The sequence below is a fragment of the Arenimonas sp. SCN 70-307 genome (assembly GCF_001724815.1).
Lineage (GTDB): Bacteria > Pseudomonadota > Gammaproteobacteria > Xanthomonadales > Xanthomonadaceae > Arenimonas.
In genome coordinates this window covers 37997-63339 of the sequence record NZ_MEDO01000001.1, presented here as the reverse complement: position 1 = coordinate 63339, position 25343 = coordinate 37997, and the positions used below count along the sequence as shown (strand labels likewise).

Sequence of the window (25343 nt, the reverse complement as noted above, 5' to 3'; positions counted from 1 at the left end):
CGGATCGGTCTGGCGACCCGAACTTAGGCTAAGGTGCCGGTCCCTGGCAACCGACGAACCGCACGTGACGCACTGGATCGACCACCCCGACACCCTCGCCTCCCGACTCGCCGGCTGGGCCGGCCAGCCCCTCGTGGCGCTGGACACCGAGTTCATCCGCGAGCGCACCTACTACCCGCAGCTGGCCCTCGTGCAGCTGGCGGTGCCGGGCGAGGTACTGCTGGTCGATCCGCTGGCCGAGGGCATGGACGCCGCGCTGCGCCCGCTGCTCACCGACTCGTCCGTGACCAAGCTCATGCACAGCGCCAGCGAGGACCTGCAGGCCCTGCAGCGCGGCTGCCGCGCCCTGCCCGCGCCGCTGTTCGACACCCAGGTGGCGGCGGCGCTGTGCGGCCTCGGCGCCGGCCTGGGCTACCAGAAGCTGGTCGAGCAGGTCACCGGCGTGCAGCTGGCCAAGGGCGAGACGCGTTCGGACTGGCTGCGCCGGCCGCTGAGCGAATCGCAGTGCGAATACGCCGCCGACGATGTTCGCCACCTGCACGCGGTGCACGCCTTCCTCGACCGCGAGCTCGCCGCCCGCGGCCGCCACGACTGGCTGCGCCAGGACGCCGAACGCGCCCTGCGCAACGCCGCCGACGAGGGCGACGAGCCCTGGCCGCACCTGTCGCTGCGCAGCGCGCAGACGCTCGACCGCGAAGGCCAGGCGCGGCTCCTGCGCCTGCTGCGCTGGCGCGACGTGCAGGCCCGGCGCAGCGACCGGCCCAAGAGCTGGGTGCTCGACAACGAGCTGGCGGTGCTGCTGGCGCGCCGCCCGCCGCGCAGCCTGTCGGAATTCCACGCCACCCTCGACCGCCACCCCAAGGCCCCGCGCAAGGCCCGCGGCGAACTCTGGGACACCCTCTCGGCGCCGCTGTCGCCCGGGGAACTCGAACTGCCCCTGCTGGGCGCCGACGAGCCGGACAAGGCGCGCACCAAGGCCCTGCAGCAGGCCGTGGCCACGCTCGCCGCCGAACTCGACCTGCCCGACGGCCTGCTGTGCTCGCGCAAGCACCTCGAGGCCCTGCTCGCCGGCCGCGGCTGGCCGGCGGCCCTCGAAGGCTGGCGACGCGAGCTGCTGGAACCCCGGCTGGCGCCGCTGCTGGCCGGTGGCTAGCCATCGCCCGGACATGGCCCTATAATTTCCGGACCTTCCGTGGGGGGGTAGCTCAGCTGGGAGAGCGCGTCGTTCGCAATGACGAGGTCGTGGGTTCGATCCCCATCCTCTCCACCACGAATCCAGGAAAAGCCGGCCCCCGTGGCCGGCTTTTTTTTGGCCCGTGCCCAGGGCGCCCGGCGCAGGCCGCCGGTCAAGGCAAGGCGGTGGCGACTCGGGCATGCTCGGGCGACCCGCCGCCAGGCCGAGCCGGAGAGACCGCATGCGTTTGTCCCGATCCACTGCCGCCACCGCCGCTGCCTTGTGCGTGGCGACGATGATGGCCTTCACCGGCAACCCGGCCGGCGCGCAAACCACGGGCGAGCCGCCGGTGCCTTGCGCCGATTCCGACCTGGTGGCCAGCGATCCGGCGATGCTCAACCGGCAGCTCGGCGTGGCCTGCAACCACATCGAGAGCGTGCGCGCCTGGCACGAAGCCGGAAGGCACTTCTACGGCTACGAGGGCTATCGCATCGACTGGCCGGCCGCCCTGTCCGAATACCGGCGCGCAGCGCGCCTGGCCGGCGGGCATCGGCCCGGGACCCTGGGCTGGCGCCGCTGGATGTTCGCCAACATCCGCATCGCGGGCATGCTCAGCTTCGGCGGACGCGGCGTCACGCGCGACCTGGCCGAAGCCCGCCGGCTGGTCGCGGCCTTGGGCAACAACCCGGACTGGCTCGCCGGCCTGGAACAGTCAATCCGCGCGGAGGCGGAAGCCGCCAGGCCGCCGCCGCGGCCGGCGCTGCGGCCGGGGCGTTGGCGCACGGTGGTGGTCGACAGCCGCCGCGACGGCCCCGAGGAAGACGTTTCCTGCATCGCGCAGGAAGACTTCGACGCGATCATGGCCGAGGGGCCGGACAGCAGCGATTCCTGCCACTGGATCTCGCTGAGCCGCTCCCCGACCCGCCTCGAAGCCCAGTGGCGCTGCGAGGACGTTGTCACCACCCCGACGGGTCCGAACACCCGGCGCGAAGACCACCGCCTGCAGGTCACGATGTCCGCCGACCGGGCGGAGCTCGTGCGCACCACCGAAGAGCAAATCGTGCATTCGGGGCAGCGTGAAACCAGCACCGAGCGGGGCACGGCCACCCGCCTGGGCGACTGCTGACCGCGCCCCGGGCGCCACCGCTTTCATCCCGTTTACACCGGCCTCCGGGTAAGCGATAACTGCAAAGCCGCCTGACGGCACTCCGGCACCGCGGCGCACCGCGCCGGCCCCCTCCCGACCCGGGCGGGGCCGGCCCACTTCGGACCAGAGGGGGAGACACCGATGAAGTCGTTGCACCTGTTCGTGCTGCCGTTGGCGCTGTGCGCCAGCGCGGCCTGCCTTGCCGCCGACGCGCCCGCCGCGGAAACCGGCACCGCCCAATCCATGAAGGCCGGCATCGACCGCGACACCGGCCGCCTGCGCGCACTGACCGAGCAGGAGCAGTCCGAACTCGCGTCCCGCGAGGCGGGCTCGCGCGCCGCCGGCTCCGAACTGCGCCGCGTCGGCATCCGCGTGCCGCAGACCGAGGCCGAGGCGCAGCAGACCCAACGCGTGCTCCGCAACGGCGCGGTGATGATGGACGTGCCCATGTCGCTGATGAGCTCCCTGGTCGCCGAGCGCGACGCCGACGGCAACCTGGTCATCCGCCACGGCAACGAGGCGCATGCGCACGACCACGCCGGCAACCGCGTGGAGGTGGCCGATGAATAAGTCCCTTCTCGCCACCGCGCTGGCCGGCCTGCTGGCCGTCGCCGCCCCGGCCGCCGAGGCGGTCGACATCCGCCTGATCAACCTCGACACCGGCCTCGGCCTGGGCCTCGACGACCCGGCGCCGCGCGCCCCGGTCGGCGGCAACAACGGCACCACCCTGGGCCAGCAGCGCCTGGTGGCCTACCAGTACGCGGCCGACCTGTGGAGCGCGGTGCTGGCGGGCAACACCCCCGTGCGCGTCACCGCCAGCTTCCAGCCGCTGGCCTGCACGCCCACCGGCGGCACGCTGGCCTCGGCCGGCGCGCTCAGCGTGCTGCGCGACTACACCGGCGCCATTCCCGGCACCTGGTACCACGTCGCCCTGGCCAAGGGCATGCTCGGCCAGGACGTCAATGCACCGGCCGGCAACGACATCCAGACCCGCTTCAACGGCGACATCGGCGTCAACCCGAACTGCCTCACGGGCTCGGACTGGTACTACGGCCTCGATGGCAACACGCCGGCCGGCCAGATCAACTTCCTCAACGTGGTGATGCACGAGATCGGCCACGGCCTGGGCTTCTCCGGCTTCGAGAACGTCACCACCGGCGCGCTGTTCTCGGGCTTCCCGAGCATCTACGCCAATTTCTCCCGCGACAACACGCTCGGCCTGGGCGTGCGCGACATGAACAACACCCAGCGCGCCGCCGCCTTCATCAACGACGGCAACCTGGTCTGGACCGGCCCGCGCGTCACGTCCGAGGCGGCGCTGCTGCTCGACCGTGCGCTGGTGCTCCGGGCCACCGCCCCGGCCGGCATCGCCGGCAACGAGTACGAGGTCGCCCCGGGCGCCTTCGGTGGCCCGGTGGCCGTGGGCACGCTGGCGGGCAACGTGGTGCTGGCCGACTCGGGCGGCGCCACCGGCAGCCAGGGCTGCACGGCCTTCGTCAACGCCGCGCAGGTGGCCGGCAACGTCGCGCTGGTCGACCGCGGGACCTGCCCCTTCGTGGACAAGGCCCGCAACGCCCAGGCCGCCGGTGCCACGGGCGTGCTGATGGCCAACAACGTCGCCGGCCTGCTGTCCCCGGGCGGCGCGGCGCCGGACGTCACCATCCCGGTGGTGGGCATCACGCTCGCGGCCGGCACGGAGCTGCGCAATGCCGCCTCGCCGGCGGTCGCGCTGGCCACCAGCAACAGCCGCCTGCAGGGTGCCGATGCCTCGGGCCGGGTGCTGCTGTACGCGCCGCTGGCGCGCGCGCCGGGCTCGACCTACTCGCACTTCGACGTGCGGCTGACGCCCAACGCGCTGATGGAGCCGTTCAATACCGCCTCGCTGCGCGCCAACCTCACGCTCGACCTGACCCCGGCGCTGTTCGCCGACGAGGGCTGGCCGCTCGATACCGGCAACGCCCGGATCGGCACCTGCGACACCCTGGTGCCGATGCAGGGCACCGGTGGCCTGGTGGTGGGCGCGGCCGTGGTGGCGCAGTCGCGCGCCTGCAGCCTGGGTGCGCCCAACCGGGAGGCCTACGTCGCCTGCATGGGCGCCTACGCCAACGAGCTGCTGGCCGACGGGCTGATCGACACCCGCCAGGCCGGCCAGATCGCGCGCTGCGCGGTCCGCCAGCGCTGAGGCCATCGGTAACGCAGGGCCCGGGGCAGCGATGCCCCGGGCCCTTCTTTTTGCCCCGCAGGCGGGCCGGCGGGCCGCGGTTCTGCGATAATCGCGGGGTTAGGCCCCCTCGCGGGGCCCGCCCGCATGGCCCCGTAGCTCAGCTGGATAGAGCATCCCCCTCCTAAGGGGAAGGTCACACGTTCGAATCGTGTCGGGGTCGCCACATCCCGCATCAAGGAGTCGTCATGTCCCATCCCGTCCTCACCGCGCTTGGCCTCAAGGCCGAGGAATCCGGCACCTACCTCGGCAACGGCGAGTGGTCGAAGACCCGCGACGCCGGCGTGCTCGAGCCGGTGAACCCGGGCAACGGCGAGGTGCTGGGCAAGGTCCATGCCTCCTCGCAGGCCGACTACGACCTCATCGTCGAGCGCGCCCAGGCCGCCTTCAAGGTCTGGCGCACCACCCCGGCGCCGCGCCGCGGCGAGGCCATCCGCCTGTGCGCCGAGGCCCTGCGCAAGCACAAGGACGCACTCGGCTCGCTGGTCGCGCTGGAGATGGGCAAGTCCAAGCCCGAGGGCGACGGCGAAGTGCAGGAGATGATCGACATCGGCGAGTTCTCCGTCGGCCTCTCGCGCCAGCTCTACGGCCTGACCATGCACTCCGAGCGCCCGGGCCACCGCATGTACGAGCAGTACCACCCGCTGGGCATCGTCGGCATCATCAGCGCCTTCAACTTCCCGGTGGCAGTGTGGGCCTGGAACAGCTTCGTGGCCGGCGTCTGCGGCGACGTGTGCATCTGGAAGCCCTCGCCCAAGACCCCGCTGTCGGCCATCGCCTCGATGAAGATCTGCAACGAGGCCCTGCGCGCCGGCGGCTTCCCGGACATCTTCTTCCTGTTCAACGACGCCGGCACCGACATCGCCGCCGGCTTCGTGGACGACAAGCGCATCCCGCTGATCAGCTTCACCGGCTCGACCAAGGTCGGCCGCCACGTCGGCGAGCGCGTCGCGCGCCGCATGGGCCGCAGCCTGCTCGAGCTGGGCGGCAACAACGCGATCATCGTCGACCCGTCCGCGGACCTGAAGCTGGCCATCCCCGCCATCGTCTTCGGCGCCGTCGGCACCGCCGGCCAGCGCTGCACCACCACCCGCCGCCTGTTCGTGCACGAGTCGATCTTCGACGACGTGCTGGCCAAGCTGGTCACCGCCTACAAGCAGGTCGAGAAGAAGATCGGCGACCCGACCGACCCGGCCAACCTGATGGGCCCGCTCAACAGCCGCGACGGCGTGCAGGCCTACCTGGACGCCATCGCGAAGGCGAAGGCCGCCGGCGGCAAGGTCGAGACCGGCGGCGCCGCCATCGACCGCCCGGGCAACTACGTGCTGCCCGCCATCGTCACCGGCCTGCGCAACAGCGACGAGATCGTCCAGCACGAAACCTTCGCGCCGATCCTGTACGTGATGCCCTACTCGGAGCTCGAGGACGCCATCGCCATGCAGAACGACGTGCCCCAGGGCCTGTCGTCGGCGATCTTCACCCAGAACCTCAAGGCCGCCGAGGCCTTCCTGGCCGCCTCGGGTTCCGACTGCGGCATCGCCAACGTCAACATCGGCACCTCGGGCGCCGAGATCGGCGGCGCCTTTGGCGGCGAGAAGGAAACCGGCGGTGGCCGTGAATCCGGTTCCGACGCGTGGAAGGTCTACATGCGCCGCCAGACCAACACCATCAACTACTCCGACGCGCTGCCGCTGGCCCAGGGCATCAAGTTCGACCTCTGAGGCCCGACATGAGCACCTACCCCCGGCAAACCAGCGGCCTCGCCATCACCAGCCTGGTCTGCGGCATCCTGGGCTGGACCCTGCTGCCCTTCATCGGCAGCCTGGTGGCCATCCTCACCGGCCACATGGCGCGCGGGGAAATCAGGCGTTCGGGCGGCCAGCTCGACGGCGAGGGCCTGGCCGTCGCCGGCCTGGTGCTGGGCTGGATCTCGATCGGCCTGATGGTGCTGGCCGTGCTGTTGCTGGTGTTCTTCTTCGGCGGCCTGGCGGTCCTGCTCGGACTGGCCGGCGCGAGCGGCCAGCTCTGAGGCCTGGCCGATGTATTCGATCGCCAGGCCTTTCCTCTTCCACCTCGATGCGGAACGCGCCCACAGGCTGGGCCTGAAGGCCATCGAGGCCGCGTACCGCAGCGGCCTCAACCCGCTGCTGGCGGGGCGCCCCAAGCCGCTGCCGACCAAGGCCTTCGGGCTGGTCTTCCCCAACCCGGTGGGCTGCGCGGCCGGCCTGGACAAGGACGGCGCCCACGTGGACGCGCTGCTGGGCCTGGGCTTCGGCTTCGTCGAGGTGGGCACCACCACGCCGCGGCCGCAGGAAGGCAACCCCAGGCCGCGCATGTTCCGCCTGCCCGAGCACAACGCCGTGATCAACCGCCTGGGCTTCAACAACCTCGGCGTGGACGCGCTGGTGCGCAACGTCTCGCGCGCGCGCCGCAAGCACGGCCTGCTGGGCATCAACATCGGCAAGAACAAGGACACCCACAACGAGGACGCGGCCGAGGACTACCTGTACTGCCTCGAGCGCGTGTACCCGCTGGCCGACTACGTCACCATCAACATCTCCTCGCCCAACACCGCCGGGCTGCGCGAGCTGCAGGAAGAGCAGCAGCTGCGCCGGCTGGTGGGCGAGCTGCGCGAGGCGCAGGAGCGCCTGGGCGCGCAGCACGGCAAGCGCGTGCCGATGCTGGTGAAGATCGCCCCGGACCTGAGCGACGACGACATCGACGCCTGCGCCCGCGTCCTGAGCGACCTGAAGGTGGACGGCGTCATCGCCACCAACACCACCGTCGATCGCCTGCCGGTCGAAGGCCACCCGCATGCGCACGAGGCCGGCGGCCTGTCTGGCGCGCCGCTGTACGGCAAGTCCACGGCGGTGCTGCGGCGCATGCGCGGGCGCCTGGACGATTCGATACCGATGATCGGCGTGGGCGGCATCACCCGCGGCGCCGACGCCGCCGGCAAGATCACCGCCGGCGCGCTGATGGTGCAGTTCTACACCGGCCTGGTCTACCGTGGCCCGCAGCTGATCGGCGAGTGCGTGGACGCCATCCGCCGCCGCCGCGAGGGCGTTGCGTGAGCGGATACCAGCTGGCCGAGGATGTCTCCCTCGCCGGACGCAACACCTTCCGCGTCCCCGCCCGCGCCGCGGTGATGGCCGACGTCAGCCGCGCCGACGCCCTCGAGGAGCTGTTCGGCTTCGCCATGCTGCGCGACGGCCCGGTGCTGGTGGTCGGCGAAGGCAGCAACCTGCTCTTCGTCGATGATTTCCCCGGCGTGGCGATCTGCCTGACCATGGCCCGCGCCAGCGTGCAACGCGACGACGGCGACAGCGTGCTGGTGCGCGCCGAAGCCGGCATGAACTGGAACGACCTGGTGGCCTGGACCCTCGCCCGCGGCCTGTGCGGCCTGGAGAACCTGGCCATGATCCCCGGCACCGTCGGCGCCGCGCCCATCCAGAACATCGGTGCCTACGGCGTCGAGGTGGGCGAGTTCATCGAGGCGGTCGAGGCCTTCCAGCGCGACACCGGCCAGGTCAAGCGCCTGCCGGCCAGCGAATGCGGCTTTGGCTACCGCGACAGCCTGTTCAAGCGCGAGGCCGACCGCTGGGTGGTGACCGCGCTCGAATTGCGCCTGCCTCGCCAGCGCGAGCTGCGGCTCGACTACGCCGGCGTGCGCGAGGAGCTGGCCGCCATGGGCGTGGATTCGCCGCGCGCCGTGCACGTGGCCGAAGCCATCAGCCGCCTGCGCACGCGCAAGCTGCCCAACCCGGCGCTGCTGGGCAATGCCGGCAGCTTCTTCAAGAACCCGGTGGTCGACGCCGCCACCGCCGCGGCCCTGCAGGCCGCCAATCCGGGCCTGCCGGTGTTCCCGGCCGGCGAAGGCCAGCGCAAGCTCTCGGCCGCCTGGCTGATCGAGGCCTGCGGCTGGAAGGGTTTCCGCGAGGGCGACGCCGGCGTGGCGCCGCAGCATGCGCTGGTGCTGGTCAACCACGGCCACGCCACCGGCCGGCAGCTGCTCGACCTGGCCCGGCGCATCGCCGCCTCGGTGCGCGAGCGTTTCGGCGTGGCGCTCGAGCCCGAACCGCGCATCATCGGCGCGGCCTTCGACCCGGCGTGAGCGCCGACGCCGCCTCGCAGGTGCGCCGCGCCGTCGGCCTGATGGCGCTGGCGATGACGCTGTTCGGCATCATGGCGGTGTGCATCCGCCTGGCCTCGCAGCAGCTGCACGCCTTCGAGATCGCCTTCTTCCGCAATTTCTTCGGCTTCGTGGTGCTGCTGCCCATCCTCTACCGGCACGGGCCGTCGCTGCTGCGCACCAACAAGCTCGGCTTCTACATCGTTCGCTGCCTGATCGGCATGGTGTCGATGCTGGCCGGCTTCTGGGCCATCGTGAACCTGCCGCTGGCCCAGGCCATCGCCCTGTCCTACTCCACGCCGCTGTTCGTCACCATCGGCGCGGTGATCGTGCTGGGCGAAATCGTGCGCGCGCGGCGCTGGACGGCGGTGATCGTCGGTTTCCTGGGCGTGATGGTGATCGTGCGGCCCGGCAGCGACGCCTTCACCGCGGCCAGCCTCGTGGCCCTGCTGGCGGCCGTGGCCAGCGCGACCGTGGCCATCAGCATCAAGTTCCTCTCGCGCTCCGAGCACCCCGACGCCATCGTGATCTGGACCACCCTGCTCTGGATCCCGATGTCGCTGGTGCCGGCGCTGACGGTGTGGGAGACGCCGGTGGGCATCACCTGGCTGTGGATCGTGCTGGCCGGCCTGCTCGGCAGCACCGCGCACATGTGCTGGACGCGGGCCCTGCGCCTGGGCGATGCCTCCATGCTCACGCCGATCAGCTTCCTGCAGATCATCGTGGTGGCGGCCGCCGGCTGGCTGCTGTTCGACGAGGCGCTCGACCGCTGGACGGTGCTGGGCGCCGCGATCATCTTCGGCTCGAACGTCTACATCGCGCGCCGCGAGGCCCGCATCGCGCGCCAGGCCGTGACCGACCCGGAGATCAACCCGGAAACGCCGACGCCGCGCTGAGCGCGGCGCCGGGCGCGGGATCAGAGGTTGTCGGCGTCGCCGCTGATCTCGATCTCCATGTCGTCGGCCGTCTCGGCGGCGATGTCCATGGCCTGCTCGAGCTGCTCGGCGCTGAGATTGTCGGGCAACTTGATCACGAGGTAGAGCACGTCGCCCAGGATCTCCCAGGCGCCGAGCTTGAGCTGGCGGCTGTGGGCCATCAGCTTGAGCGCACGCGCGCCGTCGACGCCGTCGGACTCGATGCGCGCGGCCGGCGCGAACACTTCGCGCACCCTGAACTCGCCGATCTCCTCGGTGCGGCCCGAGACGAACACCAGCTGCGTGCGGCCTTCCTTCTCGTAGTTGTAGGTGACCTTGTAGTCACCGTCGGCATCGACTTCGTACTTGATGCCGCGAGCGTCGAGGCGGCGCGCCACGGATTCGTCGGCGGCGGCCTGGGTCGCGGTGAACGCCATCGCCACGGCCATCAGGCAAGCCGCGGTCTTGCGGAACGTGTTCATGGTTTTTCCCCTGGGTTGGAAGCCCTAGTGTCGCGCCAGCCCCGGCGCGCCGTAAACAGGGGTCAGCCGTCCGCCCCGGCCATCGCCCGGCGGATGCGTTCGGCGGCCTGGCGCTGGGGCGGCGGCAACGTGCCGGGCTCGGCCCCGAGCACCGGATCCAGGACCCCGGCCTGCAGCGCGTCGGCGGCACCGGGATTGCCGGCCGCACGCTCGGCCTCGACCAGCTCCCAGGCCGCGAACAGGGTGTCGGGATGGCTCGGCCCCAGCGCCTCGGCGCGCAGGCGGTAGCTTTCCGCGAACGCGTCCCGGGCCTCGGCCAGGCGGCCCTGCCCGGCCAGCAGCTCGCCCTCGATGTCGAACAGGGCGTGGGTCTGCGGCTGGCGGGGGCCCAGCCCGGCCAGCACCCGCGGCTTGACCGCCTGCAGGCGCGACCAGGCCTCGTCCACGCGGCCGGCCCGGTTGAGGGTGCCGACGTGGTTGACCTCGACGAACAGCGTGTCCGGGTGTTCCGGGCCCAGCAGCGCCGCGCGTCCGGCGATGACTTCCTCCTCCAGGGCCAGCGCCTCGTCGAAACGCTTCTCGCGCGCCAGCAGCGCCGAGAGGTTCAGGCGCGAACGCAGCGCGTCGCGCGAACGCGGGCCGAGCACGCGCTCGCGCGCCTCGAGCACTTCGCGGGTGACCGCCAGGGCCTCGGCCCGCAGCGCCGGCTGCTCGAGCCGGCCGGCCTGGTCGCTGAGCATGTTGGCGAGGTTGCTGCGCTGGTTGAGCGTGGTCGGGTGCTCGATGCCGAGCCGGCGGGTGTAGATGGCCACCAGTTCGCGCTGCAGCCCGAGCGCGGCCTCCACGTCACCCGACATCACCCGCAGGATGGCCAGGTTGGCCATCGAGGCCAGCGTGTCCTCGTGGTCGGCGCCCAGCAGCCGGGCCCGGCGCGGGTAGAGGTCCTCGAGGATCTCGCGGGCGCGCGGCTGGCCGCCGCCGCGGGCATGGGCGATGGCGAGGTTGTTGAGCAGCTCCATGACCTTGGGATCGTCTTCGCCGCGGGCGGCGGCGGCGCGCTCGTACAGCGCCTGCAGCTGGTCGCGCGCGGCCTCGCGCTGGCCCAGGGCCGAGACCAGGTCGGCCTGGGTGCGTTCGAGGTCCAGGCGCAGGTCCCCGGCCGGGTCGAGCGGCGCGGCGAGAGCCAGCTGCGCGTCCACCAGGGCCTTGGCGCCCTGCGGGTCGCCGCCGGCGGCCATCATGCTGGCCTGCTTGCGGCGCGCCTGCAGCGTGCGCGGATGCGCCGCGCCCAGCAGGGCCTCACGCTGGTCGGCGACGGCGCGGAAGGCCTCGCCGGCCTGGGCATCGAGCGCGATGGCGGCGTACACGTCGCCCACCGATTCGCGCAGGTCGGCGGCCAGCAGCGGCTGGTCGGCGAAGTCGCGCGCCAGCGCCGCTTCCGCGCCGGCCAGCACCTGGCTGCCGAGCAGCCGCCGCGCCAGGTCGGGCGGACTGGCGCGGGCCAGCAGCGCATCGACCTCGGCGGCACTGGCCGGATCGCTGCGCAGCAGCTGTTCGCGCAGGCCGCCCGACAGCGCCACGCCCATCGCCTCCACGTCCACGCCTTCGAGCATGGACTGCTGGAAGGCCGCCACGCGTTCGAGCTCGGCGCTGCGCAGCTCCGCCAGCGCCCGCTGCTCGCGCGCCTGCTGCAGGCCGTAGAGCGAGGCCGCCAGGCCAGCGAGCACGGCCACCGACACCGCCGCCGTCGCCGACAGGCCCAGGCGGTGGCGGCGCAGGAACTTGCGCAGGGCATAGCGCCGGCTGGGCGGCACCGCCAGCAGCGGCCGGTCGTCGAGGAAACGGCGCAGGTCGCGCGCCAGCTCGGCGGCCGAGTCGTAGCGTTCGGCGCGGTCGCGCCGCATGGCCTTGAGCACGACCCAATCGAGGTCCGTGCGCAGGACGCGGCGCAGCACCGGCGCGCTCAGGCCCAGTTCGCCGGCGCGGGTGGCGACGGCGCCCGGCGCCAGGGTTTCGATCTGGGCCGAGGGCGGGCGGGCGGTGGTGCTTGCCGTGTGCGCCGCCGGGGCAGTGCCACCCGTGCCGTCGCCCGCGCCCGGACGACGCCCGGCCAGCAGCTCGTGCAGCAGCACGCCCAGCGAGTACACGTCCGAGCGGGTGTCGACCTCGACGCCCTCCAGGCCGGCCTGCTCGGGGCTCATGTAGTCGGGCGTGCCGGCGCGCTCGAGCTCGCCGGCACGCTGGCCGGCCGCCAGCGAGCGGCTGGCCGCGGTGGCGATGCCGAAGTCGATGATCTTGGGCAGCGGCCGGCCATCGACCTCGGAGACCAGGATGTTGCCGGGCTTGAGGTCGCGGTGGACCACGCCGCGCTGGTGCGCGTGCTGGACGCCCTCGCAGACGCGGATGAACAGCTCGAGCCGCGCCCGCAGCGGCAGCCGGGCCTGTTCGCAGAAGGTGGTGAGCGGGCTGCCCTCGATGTGCTCCATCACGAAGTACGGGAAACCTTCGGGCGTGGCGCCGGCGTCGTAGACCTGGGCGATGGCCGGGTGCTTCATCTGCGCCAGCAGCTGGCGCTCGACCTCGAAGTAGGCCAGGTGCCGGGCGTCGAGGCGGCGCGCGTGCAGGAGCTTAAGCGCCACGGTGCGGTGCACGGGCTCGAGCTGCTCGGCGCGGTAGACCTCGCCCATGCCGCCGCGGCCCAGCAGGGCCTCGATGCGGTAATGGCCCAGGCGCGTGCCCGGCGCCAGCGCGGCGTCGGCGGGCACGCCGGCCGGGCCGGCGCGGGTCGGCAGGCCCTCGGTGGGCGCCAGGTCGTCGTCGCGGATGTCGCTCATTCCCCACCCCGGTGTCCGGACGGGCCGAGTTTATCCCAGCCCGGCACGCGGACCGGCCGTCGGGCTACACTCGGGCCCGAGCCTCCCGCCCTCCAGCCCGATGCGCGAGACCGAAAAGATTCCCACCACCCAGCGCACCCTGCTCAGCGACGGCCCGCGCCGCGCGACGCCGCGCTCTGCCTGCGTGGTGGTCATCCACGGCGAGGGCCTGGGCAAGCGCGCCGACCTGGGGGAAGTGCCCGTGGTGATCGGCCGCTCGCAGGAGGCCGACCTGCACATCCCGCACAACTCGGTCTCGCGCCGGCACTGCCAGATCTGGCGCGACGGCGACACCTACCGCATCCGCGACCTCGGGGCCACCAACACCACCCGCGTCAACGATGCGCCGGTGGCCCAGGGCGAGCTGGCCGACGGCGACCACATCACGCTGGGCGAGTGCATCCTCAAGTTCATCAGCCACTCCAGCGTCGAGGCGCGCTACCACCAGGAGGTCTACCACCTGGCCACGCGCGACGCACTGACCGAGCTCTACAACCGCCGCCACTTCGTCGACGCCGTCGACCGCGAGATCGCCCGCGCCATCCGCCACGAGCGGCCGCTGGTGATGTGCATCATCGACGTGGACCTGTTCAAGCCGGTCAACGACCAGCACGGCCACATCGCCGGCGACGGCGTGCTGCGCCAGTTGGCCGGCATCGTGCGCCGCTTCGTGCGCGGCGAGGACGTGGCCGCGCGCATCGGCGGCGAGGAGTTCGCGGTGCTGCTGCCCGAGACCGACCTCGAGGCCGCCCATGCCTTCGCCGAGCGCCTGCGCGAGGCCGTGGCCGGCGACACCTTCGTGCTCGGCGGCCAGCCGCACACGCTGACCATCAGCATCGGCATCGCCGGGCTGGCGCCCGGCCGGCTCGACCGCAGCAGCCTGATGCAGGCCGCCGACGCGGCGCTCTACCGGGCCAAGGACGAGGGCCGCAACCGCGTGTGCGTGCAGCCCGGCCTGCTTCAGCCGGGCCTGGCCACCGAGTAGCGGCGCGCCACGTAGTCGTCGATCACCTGCACGAACTCGTCGGCGATGTTTTCGCCGCGCAGGGTCATGGCCTTCTCGCCGTCGATGAACACCGGCGCCGCCGGCGCCTCGCCCGTGCCCGGCAGCGAGATGCCGATGTCGGCGTGGCGCGATTCGCCCGGGCCGTTGACCACGCAGCCCATCACCGCCAGCGAGAGGTTCTCCACGCCGGGGTACTTGAGCTTCCACACCGGCATCTGCCCGCGCACGTGCTCCTGCACCTTCTGCGCCAGCACCTGGAAGAACTCGCTGGTGGTGCGGCCGCAGCCCGGGCAGGCGGTGACCAGCGGCGTGAACGCGCGCAGGCCCATCGTCTGCAGCAGCTCCTGCGCCACCACCACTTCCTGGGTGCGCGAGGCGCCCGGCTCGGGCGTGAGCGAGATGCGGATGGTGTCGCCGATGCCCTCCTGCATCAGCACCGCCAGCGCCGCCGCCGAGGCGACGATGCCCTTGCTGCCCATGCCGGCTTCGGTCAGGCCCAGGTGCAGGGCGAAGTCGGAGCGCGCGGCCAGGTCGCGGTACACCGCGATCAGCTCCTGCACGCCGCTGACCTTGGCCGAGAGCACGATGCGTTCTCGCGGCAGGCCGATCTCCACGGCCTTTCCGGCCGACTCGATGGCCGAAAGCACCAGCGCCTCGCGCAGCACGCGCGCGGCGTCCCAGGGCTCGGCGCGGGCGGCGTTTTCGTCCATCAGGCGCGCGGCCAGCGACTGGTCGAGCGAACCCCAGTTCACGCCGATGCGCACGGGCTTGCCGAACTCGATGGCCTTCTCGACGATGGCGGCGAACTGCAGGTCCTTCTTCTTGCCGAAACCGACGTTGCCGGGATTGATGCGGTACTTGGCCAGCGCCTGCGCGCAGGCCGGCTCGGCCGCCAGCAGGCGGTCGCCGTTGTAGTGGAAGTCGCCGATCAGCGGCACCGGCACGTTCATCATGTCGAGCTTTTCGCGGATGCGCGGCACCGCGGCGGCGGACTCGGGGTTGTTGACCGTGATGCGCACCAGTTCGGAGCCCGCGCGCCAGAGCTCGGCCACCTGCTTCACCGTCGCGTTGACGTCGGCGGTGTCGGTATTGGTCATCGACTGCACGACGACGGGGGCGCCGCCGCCCATCTTCACGCCACCGACCTGGACCGCGCGGGTGGCGCGGCGCGGCTGCGAACGGGCCTCGCTCATGCCGTCGCCTCCGGCAGGCGCTCGCCGAGCAGCACGTAGTCGCCGGCGTTGAGCAGCACCTCCACGTCCTCGAGCAGGTCGGGGCCGCGGGCGCCGACCTCGGGGATATGGCTGGACGCATCGTGGATCACCTCCACGCGGCTGCCCGACTCCACCGCCGCGCTGCACACGAAGCAGCGCCCGGGCGTGCCGTCGATCGGGAAGACTTCGACCGCGCGCTGCACCTGGCGCGCGCCGCCGTCGGCGCTGACCACGCGCAGGGCGACGGCGCTCGAGCGCCGCGACAGCAGCTCGACGCCGGCCGAGAGGCTGCCGTCGGTTTCATAGCGCAGCCAGCGCATCACGCCCACCATCCAGTCCAGCTCCTCGCCGTCCTCGCCGAAGCCCAGGCCCACCAGCTCGCCGACCTTGGCGCGCGCCTGCTCGGCGCTGTCCCAGGCCATGCGGTAGCCGCCCAGGCTCTGGTCGAGCACCCTGGCGGTGAAGCGCGGCACGCGCGTCATCGCGGCGGTGCCCTGGGTCCAGGCCGCGCCGGCGATCACGTGCACCGTGCCGGCGGCCGACTGGCGCATGAAAGTGTCGAAGTCGCGCTGGCCGGCCAGCAGGTAGTGCAGGCCGCTCAGGCCCAGCACGGTGTCGAGGCTGTGCCCGGCCGCCAGCCGCACCAGGCCGCGCGCGGCCATCTGGCCGAAGGCGCGGCGCAGGCGGATCAGCAGGTCGTTGCCGACCGTGATCGACAGGCCCGGCGTCGGCGCGAGCTGGCCCTGGCCGTCGCGCACGCGCGACAGGGCGCGCTCGACGTCGTCGGCGAAAGGCGCGAGCTGCAGCCAGGTGGACGGCGATTCGTCGGGCGACGGCGCACCGGGGCCGCGGTCGGCGTCCTCGGGCACCACCGGGGCGATGCCCTCGGGCGCGCGATCGAGCAGGGCGCAGCGGGCCGCGTAGCCGCGCGTGGCGGGCCACAGCGCATCCTGCTCCGACTGGGCGAAGGCGTAGGGATTCACCGCCGCCATCAGCAGCGCCTGCAGGTAGAGCGTGTGCACGTCCTGGGGCGCGCCGGCGAGCTTGTCCTCGGCCGACTTGCGCTCGAGCTTGAGCGAGCCTGCGAAGCGATGCAGGCGGTGCAGGCCCTGCCAGGCGCCCGCCGGCGCCGGCCGGTAGACGCGCCAGGCCAGGGCCAGGGCCCGCACGTAATGCCAGGCCGAACGCTCGAGCGCGAGCAGCACGTTGCCGCCGCGCAGGAAGGGCACGCTGCCCGAAGGCGCGCACAGCTCGCACACGGCCTGGCGGTAGCCGATGGCCAGCTGCAGGTGGAATTCGCCGGCCATGGCCGCGGCCCGGGCCTTGTCGGGCGGCAGCGGCAGCGGGCTGCCGGTGAAGCCGCGTTCGAGCAGGCCGATGGCCTCGACCGTGGCCGGCCGCAGCTCCTCGAGGGCCGCGAAGCGCTGGCCGCCTTCGAGCCGCTGCGAAAGCAGGCCCGGCAGCGCCCGCCAGATTTCCTGCTCGACCGCCTGCGGGTTGGCGCGCGGCAGGGCCGCGACCCAGGCCTTCACCTTTTTCGGATCGGCGGCGAAGCGCGGCGCGCCCCCTTCGGCGGGCGGCAGGTCCTGGCACAGGCGTCGGTAGCTCTCGCTCATTCGGTTTCCTCTGTACTGGCGACAGTTTAGACCGGGCAGGCGGCCGGCCCCAGCCCCCGGGGCAACGCAGCGGGGTATCCTGTGGGGCCGAGCCCGAAGCACGCCATGTCCTCCCTCGTCCGCGAACGCCAGGTCCTGCGACCGTCCCAGCTCAATGCGCTGGCGCGCGACCTGCTCGAGGGCAGCTTTCCCCAGGTCTGGGTGGAGGGCGAAATCAGCAACTTCTCGCGCCCGGCCTCTGGCCACGCCTATTTCACCCTCAAGGACGAGCGCGCCCAGGTGCGCTGCGCCCTGTTCCGCACCCATGCCCAGCGCCTGCGCTTCGCCCCGCGCGACGGCCTGCAGGTGCTGGCCCGCGGCCGGCTCACGCTCTACGAAGCCCGCGGCGACTACCAGCTGGTGCTCGACCACATGGAAGAGGCCGGCGAGGGCGCGCTGCGCCGGGCCTTCGAGGAGCTCAAGGCCCGCCTGGCCGCCGAGGGTCTCTTCGACACCGCCCGCAAGCGCCCCCTGCCCGCCTTCCCGCGCCGGCTGGGCGTGATCACCTCGCCGCGCGGCGCCGCCGTGCGCGACGTGCTGAGCGTGCTGGGCCGTCGCTTCCCGCTGCTCGAGGCCGAGGTGCTGCCGGTGCCCGTGCAGGGCGACGGCGCCGCCGCGCAGATCCTCGACATGCTGCGCCGCGCCGGCGCCAGCGGCCGCTACGACCTGCTGCTGCTCACCCGTGGCGGCGGCTCGCTCGAGGACCTGTGGGCCTTCAACGACGAGGCCCTGGCCCGCGCCATCGCCGCTTCGCCGGTGCCGGTGGTGGCGGCGATCGGCCACGAGGTGGATGTGAGCCTGGCCGACTTCGCCGCCGACCTGCGCGCGCCCACGCCCTCGGCCGCGGCCGAGCTGATCGCGCCCGACGCCGGCGAACTGGCCGCGCGCCTGCGCAGCGAGAAGCGCCGGCTGGACACCCTGCAGGCACGCCTGGCCACGGCCCGGGCCCAGCGCCTGGACCAGGCCTTCCTCAAGCTTCAGGCCCTGCGCCCGCAGCTGCGGCTCGAACGCGGCCGCAACCGCCTGGCGGCGCTGCGCACGCGCCTCGACCAGGCCCAGCGCACGCCCCTCGCGCGCCGCGCCGAGCGGCTGTCGAAGCTGCTGCGCCGGCTCGACCAGGCCCACCCGCGCCGCCGCCTCGAGGCCCATGCGCACCGGCTCGCCCTGCTGTCGCGCAGCCTGCACGCCGCGCTGCCGCGCCGACTCGAGCAACACCAGCTGCACCTGCGCGGGCTGGCGCGTGCACTGGCCAGCGTGAGCCCGCTGGCCACCCTGGGCCGCGGCTACGCCATCGTCCGGCAGGCCGATGGCCGCGTACTGCGCCGCGCCGCCGACGCCACGCCTGGCGACCGCCTGCGCGCCCGCCTCGCCGAAGGCGAACTCCACCTTCGCGTCGAGCCCGACGCCGACTAGGCGCCGGGTTCCCCGCGGGTGCCGAGGGCCAGCGGGCCGGCGAAGGCCACGCCGTCGGCGCGGCCGTGCTTGGCGCGGTACATGGCTTCGTCGGCGCGGCGCAGCAGGGTTTCCGAGTCGTCGCCGTCGTCGGGGAAGCAGGCGATGCCGATGCTCGCGCCCACCACCACCCAATGGCCCTCGATCGGCACCGGCCGGCTGATGGCCGACTGCACCCGCGCCGCCACCGCGCGCAGCCAGGACTCGTCGGTGCCGTCCTCGATGCCGACGATGACCAGGAACTCGTCGCCGCCCATGCGCGCCACCACGTCGCCGGGGCGCAGGGATTCGGACAGGCGCCGGCCGATCTCGGCCAGCAGATGGTCGCCGGCGGCGTGGCCGTAGGTATCGTTGACCGGCTTGAAACCATCGAGGTCGAAGCTCAGCAGCGCGAAGCGGCTCTCGCCGCGCCGGCCGCGGGCGATGCGCCGCGCCAGGTGCTGCAGCGCCCAGCGCCGGTTGGGAAGGCTGGTGAGCGCGTCCATGCCGGCCAACCGGCGGATGCGCTGGCGGTCATGCAGGATGCGCGTGGTGGCCAGCGCCGCGAGCAGGCTGAGCACGATGCGCACCGGGAAGCCGGGGGTTCGCCACCATGGCCGCGCATCCCAGCCGCGCTCGGGCACGGCCGAAATCAGCCAGCTGCCGCCGGGGAGGAAGGCCGGCACGCGCACCGCACCCGAGTCGGCCGGCAGGCGCAGGCCGCGAACGATGTCGCCGCCGGGGCCGGCGGCATCGCGGCCCACGATGCTCAGGCGCAGGTCCTTCTCCAGCGGCTTGATGCCGGCCTCGGCCAGCAGCCATTCGTAATCGAGGACCATGCTGACCGCGCCCCACAGGCGCGGCACGCCGTCCTGATCGACCCACAGCGGGATGCGGATGGCCAGCACGCGCCCGCCCTGCACCGCCTCGAACGGGCCGGCCAGCAGCGGCTCGTCGGCCTGCACGGCCCGGCGCATGGCGCTGCCCTGCACCGGGTCGTTGAAAAGGTCCAGGCCGATGGCGCCCTCGTTGCCCTCGCGCGGGAAAACATCGGTGACCACGAAACCCGGAGCCAGGCTCAGGCTGCGGATACCGGGCTGGCCACGCAGGAGTTCGGCGGAAATGGCCTGGAAAGACGCCCGCGACATGCCTTCCTGCTGCACCACCTGCACCGCCAGCCCGCGCACCAGGCCGACGTTGGCGTACACCTGGGTCTCGAGCCGCGCGCGGAAGTCGGACAGCTCGGCCTGCACCCGCGAACGGCGTTCGGACACATAGCGGTCGCGCTCGAGCTGGGCGGCGCTGATGCTGAAGTACAGGCCCATCAACAGCACCAGCAGGCCGAAGAACATCGGCCGGCCCGGGCGCAACCAGCTGTCCGCCGGGTCGGGGGCCTCGGCGCCCAGGGGGTTCGGACTGTCGTCACCGGCGCGCATCCACGCCACTCTACAACGCCGGCCGCGGCACCGCTTCCCGGCCCGCGTGAAAGGCCTTAGGCTGGGGCCGATGCAGGCCGAACCCACCGACGAAGCCTTGATGCTGGCCTTCGCCGCCGGCGACGCCGGTGCGTTCGAGGAGCTCTACTCACGCCACCGCCTGCGCCTGTTCCGGCACCTGCAGCGCCAGCTGCGCGACGCCCCGCTGGCCGAGGAGCTGTTCCAGGACGTTTGGCAGCGCGTGATCGCCGCGCGCGAGCGCTACCGGCCCGAGGCGAAGTTCGGGACCTGGCTGCACCAGATCGCCCACAACCGCCTGGCCGACCACTGGCGCGCGAAGTCGCACCGGCCCGATGCCCCCGAGGACGCGAAGGAACTGGCCGAGCAGCTGCCCGACCCGGACACGCCCGAGCGCGCGCTCTCCGCCTTCGAAGAGCGCCGCCGCCTGCAGCTGGCGCTGGAGGAGCTGCCGCCCGAACAGCGCGAGGTGCTGTTGCTGCGGCTCGAGCAGGAGCTGACGCTGGAGGAAATCGGCGAGATCACCGGCGCCGGCCGCGAAACGGTGAAATCACGGCTGCGCTACGCGATGGACAAGCTGCGCGCGAGGCTCAGGCCATGAGCCGGCAACCCCGTCCCGCCGCCCGGCGCGTTCATGCCAGGGCCCAACCCAACCGGAGCCCCACCATGCGCAAACTCGTCCTGAGCACCCTCGCCCTCGCCATCGCCGCCGGCTGCGCCCACAAGGTGGCCGAAGAGCCCGCCCGGGAGGCCGCCGAGGCCCAGGCCAGCGCCGACGCGGCTGCGTACGAGCACCAGCGGCTCGAAGTCACCGGCAGCCGCGTCCGCATGGCCCAGGGCGCCCCGGTGGGCATGCCCGCGCCGGTGATGGCACCCCCGCCGCCGCCCGCGCCCATGGCCATGCCGGTGATGCCGGCGCCCGAACCCAATACCGAGAACTACGCGGCCTTCGACGACAACACCGTCGTGCGCACGGCCGAGCAGCCGGTGTCCACCTTCTCCATCGACGTCGACACCGGCAGCTACAGCAACGTGCGCCGCATGCTCTCCTACGGCCAGCTGCCGCCCAAGGACGCGGTGCGGGTCGAGGAGATGATCAACTACTTCGACTACGGCTACCCCGGCCCGGCCGACCGCAGCCAGCCCTTCCGCATCAGCACCGAGCTCGCGCCCGCGCCCTGGGACGCCAGGCGCGTGCTGATGCAGGTGGGCCTGCAGGGCTACGAGGTGCCGCGCGAACAGATCCCGGCCTCGAACCTGGTGTTCCTGATCGACACCTCGGGCTCGATGGAATCGCCCGACAAGCTGCCGCTGCTGCGCGACAGCTTCCGGCAGATGGTGCCGCGCCTGCGCGCGCAGGACCGCGTTTCAATCGTCGTGTACGCCGGCAGCGCCGGCCTGGTGCTGCCGCCCACGCCGGGCGACCGCCACGGCGAAATCCTCGATGCGCTGGGCAAGCTCTCGGCCGGCGGCTCGACCAACGGCGGCGAAGGCATCGAGCTGGCCTATGCCATGGCGAAGCAGGGCTTCGTCGAGGGCGGCGTGAACCGCATCATCCTGGCCACCGACGGCGACTTCAACGTGGGCATCTACGACCCGCGCGCGCTGGAGACGCGGGTCGAGCGCGGCCGCAAGGACGGCATCGCGCTCACCACCCTGGGCTTCGGCCGGGGCAACTACAACGACGCGCTGGCCGAGCGCCTGGCCGACGTGGGCAACGGCAACCACGCCTACATCGACAACCTGATGGAAGCGCGCAAGGTGCTGGTCGAGGAACTGAGTTCGACCCTGCTCACCATCGCCAGCGACGTGAAGATCCAGGTCGAGTTCAACCCGGCGCAGGTGGCCGAGTACCGCCTGGTCGGCTACGAGAACCGCCAGCTGGCGCGCGAGGACTTCAACAACGACCAGGTCGACGCCGGCGAGATCGGCGCGGGCCACGACGTGACCGCGATCTACGAGCTGTGCCTGGTGGGCATGGGCTGCGAGTCGAGCGACCCGCTGCGTTATGCCGCCGCGCCCGCGACGGCACCGCAGGCGCAGGAACTGGCCTTCCTCAAGCTGCGCTACAAGCAGCCCGGCAGCGACAGCAGCGTGCTGGTGGAGCAGCCGGTGACGCGACGCCAGCTCCGGCGCGAGGCCGGCGAGAGCCTGCGCTTCGCCGCCGCGGTGGCGGCCTATGCCGACCTGCTGCGCGGTGGCCGCAACACCAACGGCTACACTTGGGACCAGGTCGAAGCCCTGGCGCGCGGCGCCCGTGGCGAAGATCCGTGGGGCTACCGGGGCGAGTTCCTCCAGCTCGTCGCCCAGGCCCGCAGCCTCTCCGGCAACCAGCCGGCGCAGGTCAACCAGGAGTAAGCACGTCGATGTCCCACCCGCAGGACCCGCACCAGCCCCCGCTCCAGGACGACGAAGCCGCCCTGGCCCGGGTGCTGCACGCGCTGCCCGCGGGCGAGCCGTCGGCACGCGTGGACGCCGCCATCCTGGCGGCGGCCCGCAACGCCGCGGCGGCGCAGCGGCCGGCGCGCGCAAAGCGCCGGCTGCCCGGCTGGGCCATCGGCACGGCGGCCGCGGCGGTGCTGGCGGTGGGCATCGGCCTGCAGCTGCGCCCGGAACAGGCGTCCGGCCTGCCCGAAGGCCTGCCGGTGGAAAACCCGGGCGAACCGGTGGCCACGCCGCTGCCACCCCCGCCGCCGGCCGAAGCCCTGCCGGTGCCGCCGCCTCCCCCGCCGCCGCCGGCCTTCGCGGAACCACCGGCCGCATCCGCACCGGCGCCGGCACCGGAGGTGATGGACGAAGCCGCCGCGCGGGAGCGCCGCATCGAGTCGGCCAAGGCGCAGGCCCGCGCCGCGATGGACCAGCAATTGCAGCAGGACTCGGCCGAGCGTGCACAGGCCGAGCGCCTGGAGGAAGTCGAGGTGACCGGCTCGCGTCGCGCGATGGCGCCGCCGCCGGTGGCCGAGGCCGCGCCCGTGGCGGAGCCCCTGCCGGCGCCTGCACCGATGGCCGCGGCCCCGCCCGCGCCGCCGGCGCCCGTGGCCACGCCTGCACCCGCTGCGCAGTCGCTGGACGCTGCCGGCGCCGCGAAGGCCATGCCGCTGCCGCCGGTGGACGAGGATGCCGCGCTGGCCCCGGAGGCCTGGCTCGAGCGCATCCGCGAGCGCCTGCGCCAGGGCGATCGCGCCGGCGCACGCGCCAGCCTGCTGCGCCTTGAGCGCACCCATCCCGGGTTCGCGATACCCGACGACCTGGCCTTGCTGAAACAGTGAGCGCGGCACAAACCCTGGCCGGGCCCGCCAGCCACGAACTGGAGGCCCGGCGCAGCCGTTTCCTCGCACGCGCCGTGCACGTCGAATCACCGGCGCAGGCCCTGGCCTGGCTGCGCGAGGTGGCCGACCCGCAGGCCACGCACAACTGCTGGGCCTACCGCATCGGCGCCGACTACCGCAGCTCCGACGACGGCGAACCGGGCGGCAGCGCCGGCCGGCCCATCCTGGCGGCCATCGAAGGCCAGGGCCTGGACGAAGTGATGGTGGTGGTGACGCGCTGGTACGGCGGCACCAACCTCGGCGTCGGCGGCCTGGTGCGCGCCTACGGCGGCGCCGCGGCCGAATGCCTGCGCACCGCGCCGCGCCGCGACATCATTCGCTACCAGGCGTTCACGCTGGCCTGCGGCTTCGAACTGGCCGGCGCGGTGCACGGCCTGCTCGACGCACTGTCGGCGCGGAAACTCGACGAACGCTTCGACGAGCACGGCCTGCGGCTGCAGCTGCGCGTGCCGGACTACAATGTGGCCCTGCTGGCCTCGCGCCTGCGCGACCTGAGCCGCGGCGCCGCCAGCCTGCATCCCGTCGAGACCCCCGATCCATGAGCGAAAGCCCGGCCGAGAAGCCGCCCGTCACCTCCCTGCGCGGCTTGCTGCCCTTCCTGCGGCCGCACCGCGGGCTACTGGCGGCCTGGCTGGCGGCGCTGGTGTTCTCGTCAGGCGCCACGCTGGCGCTGCCGGTGGCGGTGCGGCACATGATCGACCAGGGTTTCGCCGCCGGCAGTTCGGTCGACCGCTGGTTCGCCCTGCTGCTGGCCGTGGCGGTGGTGCTGGCGCTGGCCACGGCGGCGCGCTTCTACTTCGTCACCCTGCTCGGCGAGCGGGTGGTGGCCGACCTGCGGCGCGCGCTCTACGAGCACCTGCTCTCGCTCGACCAGGCCTTCTTCGAGCGCACCCGCGCGGGCGAGCTGCTCTCGCGCCTGTCGGCCGACGCCGAGCTGCTGCGCAGCGTGGTTGGCTCGAGCATGTCGGTGGCCCTGCGCAGCGGCATCACGGTGCTGGGCAGTGCGGTGATGATGGCGGTCACCAGCCCGCGGCTGGCGCTGTTCGTGCTGCTGGGCATCCCCCTGATCGTGCTGCCGATGGCTTTCTCGGGCCGGCGCGTGCGCGCGGTGGCCAAGGCCGCCCAGGACCGCGTGGCCGACGCCAACGCCCGCGCCGGCGAGACCCTGGGCGCGATGCACACGGTGCAAAGCTACGCCCGCGAGGGCTACGAGGCCGGCCGCTTCGACGAGGCGGTGCGGGTGGCGCTGGGCGCGGCGCGCAAGCGCATCCGGCTGCAGGCGGCGCTGACCGCGATCGTCATCGTGCTGGTGTTCGGTTCGATCACCGCCGTGCTCTGGGTCGGCGCCCGCGACGTAATCGCCGGCGCGATGACGCCGGGCACCCTCGGCCAGTTCGTGCTCTATGCGCTCATCGGCGCCGGTTCGGTCGGTGCCCTGGCCGAGGTCTGGGCCGAAGTGCAGCGCGCGGCGGGCGGCATGGCGCGCATCGGCGAGCTGCTGGGCGAGCGCTCGGTGCTGGCGCGCGTGGACGCGCCCGAGCCGCTGGCCACGCCCGTTCGCGGCCAGCTCGTGCTCGAGAACGTGGTCTTCCACTACCCCACCCGCCCCGACGCGCCGGCGCTGGAGGATTTCAGCCTCGAGCTCCAGCCCGGCGAGACGGTGGCGCTGGTCGGCCCCTCGGGCGCCGGCAAGAGCACGGTGCTGCAACTGCTGCTGCGCTTCCACGACCCCGAATCGGGCCGCATCACGCTCGACGGCCACGACCTGCGCCGGCTCGACCCGGTGGCCCTGCGCGCCCAGGTGGCGCTGGTGCCGCAGGACCCGGTGATCTTCGGCACCACCGCCCGCGAGAACATCCGCTACGGCCGGCTGGACGCGAGCGAGGCGGACATCGAGGCCGCCGCGCGCAGCGCCGAGGCGCACGAGTTCCTCTCGGCCCTGCCCCTGGGCTACGACAGCGAGCTGGGCGAGCGCGGCGCGCGCCTGTCCGGCGGCCAGCAGCAGCGACTGGCCATCGCCCGCGCCCTGCTCAAGGACGCGCCGGTGCTGCTGCTCGACGAAGCCACCAGCGCCCTGGACGCGCAGAGCGAACGCGCCGTGCAGCAGGCGCTCGAACGCCTGATGCGCGGCCGCACCACCCTGGTGATCGCCCACCGCCTGGCCACCGTGCTCAAGGCCGACCGCATCGTGGTGATGGACAAGGGCCGCATCGTCGCCCAGGGCACCCACGCCGAGCTGCTGGCGCAAGGCGGCCTGTACGCGGAACTCGCGCGCCTGCAGTTCGACCAGCACGCGGGCTGAGCCCCGCGT

General features: G+C 73.0%; 21 protein-coding genes and 2 tRNA genes. 18 read left to right on the top strand and 5 right to left on the bottom strand.

Annotated elements, in window-relative coordinates; genetic code table 11:
• Positions 1–64 precede the first annotated feature (64 nt).
• The 11 genes from rnd to ABS41_RS00245 all read left to right on the top strand — a co-directional run bounded on the left by rnd (position 65) and on the right by ABS41_RS00245 (position 9570).
• Entirely contained in the window at positions 65–1153 is a 1089-nt protein-coding gene (rnd, locus tag ABS41_RS00295) for a ribonuclease D (protein ID WP_290588751.1), read from the top strand.
• 41 nt (positions 1154–1194) lie between these two features.
• Positions 1195–1270: transfer RNA gene (locus ABS41_RS00290), tRNA-Ala, on the top strand.
• 145 nt (positions 1271–1415) lie between these two features.
• Positions 1416–2300, top strand: coding sequence for a DUF3617 family protein (locus ABS41_RS00285; RefSeq protein ID WP_290588748.1), 885 nt, complete (start codon positions 1416–1418; stop codon positions 2298–2300).
• Between the two features lie 162 nt (positions 2301–2462).
• The gene (locus ABS41_RS00280; protein ID WP_290588742.1) at positions 2463–2891 is read left to right on the top strand and encodes a hypothetical protein; all 429 of its coding nucleotides are present in this window, start codon (positions 2463–2465) and stop codon (positions 2889–2891) included.
• On the top strand, positions 2884–4503 hold the full coding sequence (locus tag ABS41_RS00275; RefSeq protein ID WP_290588734.1) for a PA domain-containing protein: 1620 nt from the start codon (positions 2884–2886) through the stop codon (positions 4501–4503). The genes ABS41_RS00280 and ABS41_RS00275 overlap by 8 nt, the downstream gene beginning before the upstream one ends.
• 128 nt (positions 4504–4631) lie before the next feature.
• Positions 4632–4708 (top strand) — tRNA-Arg (locus ABS41_RS00270).
• A 22-nt stretch (positions 4709–4730) separates the two neighbouring features.
• Positions 4731–6263: an aldehyde dehydrogenase family protein gene (locus tag ABS41_RS00265; protein ID WP_290588731.1), complete on the top strand. Its 1533-nt coding sequence runs from the start codon at positions 4731–4733 to the stop codon at positions 6261–6263.
• An 8-nt stretch (positions 6264–6271) separates the two neighbouring features.
• Complete coding sequence (locus ABS41_RS00260; RefSeq protein WP_290588728.1) at positions 6272–6571, top strand: DUF4190 domain-containing protein; 300 nt, start codon at positions 6272–6274, stop codon at positions 6569–6571.
• 10 nt (positions 6572–6581) lie between these two features.
• On the top strand, positions 6582–7616 hold the full coding sequence (locus ABS41_RS00255; RefSeq protein ID WP_290588724.1) for a quinone-dependent dihydroorotate dehydrogenase: 1035 nt from the start codon (positions 6582–6584) through the stop codon (positions 7614–7616).
• Positions 7613–8656: a UDP-N-acetylmuramate dehydrogenase gene (gene murB / locus ABS41_RS00250; protein ID WP_290588721.1), complete on the top strand. Its 1044-nt coding sequence runs from the start codon at positions 7613–7615 to the stop codon at positions 8654–8656. The genes ABS41_RS00255 and murB overlap by 4 nt, the downstream gene beginning before the upstream one ends.
• Positions 8657–8697: 41 nt before the next feature.
• Positions 8698–9570, top strand: a complete 873-nt coding sequence (locus tag ABS41_RS00245; protein WP_290589213.1) for a DMT family transporter — start codon at positions 8698–8700, stop codon at positions 9568–9570.
• Positions 9571–9590: 20 nt separating this feature from the next.
• On the opposite strand, the gene ABS41_RS00240 is transcribed toward ABS41_RS00245, so the two are convergent.
• Positions 9591–10070 (bottom strand): hypothetical protein, encoded by a 480-nt coding sequence (locus ABS41_RS00240; RefSeq protein ID WP_290588717.1) that lies wholly within the window; start codon positions 10068–10070, stop codon positions 9591–9593.
• Positions 10071–10132: 62 nt separating this feature from the next.
• The gene (locus ABS41_RS00235; RefSeq protein WP_290588714.1) at positions 10133–12904 is read right to left on the bottom strand and encodes a protein kinase; all 2772 of its coding nucleotides are present in this window, start codon (positions 12902–12904) and stop codon (positions 10133–10135) included.
• Positions 12905–13004: 100 nt separating this feature from the next.
• Here ABS41_RS00235 and ABS41_RS00230 point away from each other — a divergent pair, with 100 nt between their 5' ends.
• On the top strand, positions 13005–13928 hold the full coding sequence (locus ABS41_RS00230) for a GGDEF domain-containing protein (RefSeq protein WP_290588711.1): 924 nt from the start codon (positions 13005–13007) through the stop codon (positions 13926–13928).
• Here ABS41_RS00230 and ispG read toward each other — a convergent pair.
• Together ispG and ABS41_RS00220 are read right to left on the bottom strand one after the other, a co-directional pair.
• Positions 13904–15142: a flavodoxin-dependent (E)-4-hydroxy-3-methylbut-2-enyl-diphosphate synthase gene (gene ispG / locus ABS41_RS00225; protein WP_290588707.1), complete on the bottom strand. Its 1239-nt coding sequence runs from the start codon at positions 15140–15142 to the stop codon at positions 13904–13906. The genes ABS41_RS00230 and ispG overlap by 25 nt on opposite strands.
• Positions 15139–16779 carry a hypothetical protein gene (locus ABS41_RS00220; RefSeq protein ID WP_290588704.1) on the bottom strand — a complete coding sequence of 547 codons (1641 nt, stop codon included), beginning with the start codon at positions 16777–16779 and terminating at the stop codon, positions 15139–15141. Before ABS41_RS00220 ends, ispG begins: the two co-directional genes overlap by 4 nt.
• A gap of 105 nt (positions 16780–16884) precedes the next feature.
• On the opposite strand from ABS41_RS00220, the gene xseA reads away from it, so the two are divergent.
• Positions 16885–18231, top strand: a complete 1347-nt coding sequence (gene xseA, locus ABS41_RS00215; RefSeq protein ID WP_290588699.1) for an exodeoxyribonuclease VII large subunit — start codon at positions 16885–16887, stop codon at positions 18229–18231.
• On the opposite strand, the gene ABS41_RS00210 is transcribed toward xseA, so the two are convergent.
• Positions 18228–19685, bottom strand: a complete 1458-nt coding sequence (locus ABS41_RS00210) for a diguanylate cyclase (protein WP_290588695.1) — start codon at positions 19683–19685, stop codon at positions 18228–18230. The two genes, xseA and ABS41_RS00210, sit on opposite strands and share 4 nt — an antisense overlap.
• A 70-nt stretch (positions 19686–19755) precedes the next feature.
• Between ABS41_RS00210 and ABS41_RS00205 the strand changes: the two genes are divergently transcribed.
• From ABS41_RS00205 to ABS41_RS00185, 5 genes are all read left to right on the top strand, one after another.
• Positions 19756–20304, top strand: a complete 549-nt coding sequence (locus ABS41_RS00205; RefSeq protein ID WP_290588690.1) for an RNA polymerase sigma factor — start codon at positions 19756–19758, stop codon at positions 20302–20304.
• Between the two features lie 65 nt (positions 20305–20369).
• A complete protein-coding gene (locus ABS41_RS00200) occupies positions 20370–22061 on the top strand; it encodes a VWA domain-containing protein (RefSeq protein ID WP_290588686.1) in 1692 nt (563 codons plus the stop codon).
• An 8-nt stretch (positions 22062–22069) separates the two neighbouring features.
• On the top strand, positions 22070–22972 hold the full coding sequence (locus tag ABS41_RS00195) for a hypothetical protein (RefSeq protein ID WP_290588683.1): 903 nt from the start codon (positions 22070–22072) through the stop codon (positions 22970–22972).
• Entirely contained in the window at positions 22969–23574 is a 606-nt protein-coding gene (locus ABS41_RS00190; protein WP_290588680.1) for a YigZ family protein, read from the top strand. Before ABS41_RS00195 ends, ABS41_RS00190 begins: the two co-directional genes overlap by 4 nt.
• Positions 23571–25334 (top strand): ABC transporter transmembrane domain-containing protein, encoded by a 1764-nt coding sequence (locus ABS41_RS00185; RefSeq protein WP_290588677.1) that lies wholly within the window; start codon positions 23571–23573, stop codon positions 25332–25334. Before ABS41_RS00190 ends, ABS41_RS00185 begins: the two co-directional genes overlap by 4 nt.
• Positions 25335–25343: the final 9 nt, after the last annotated feature.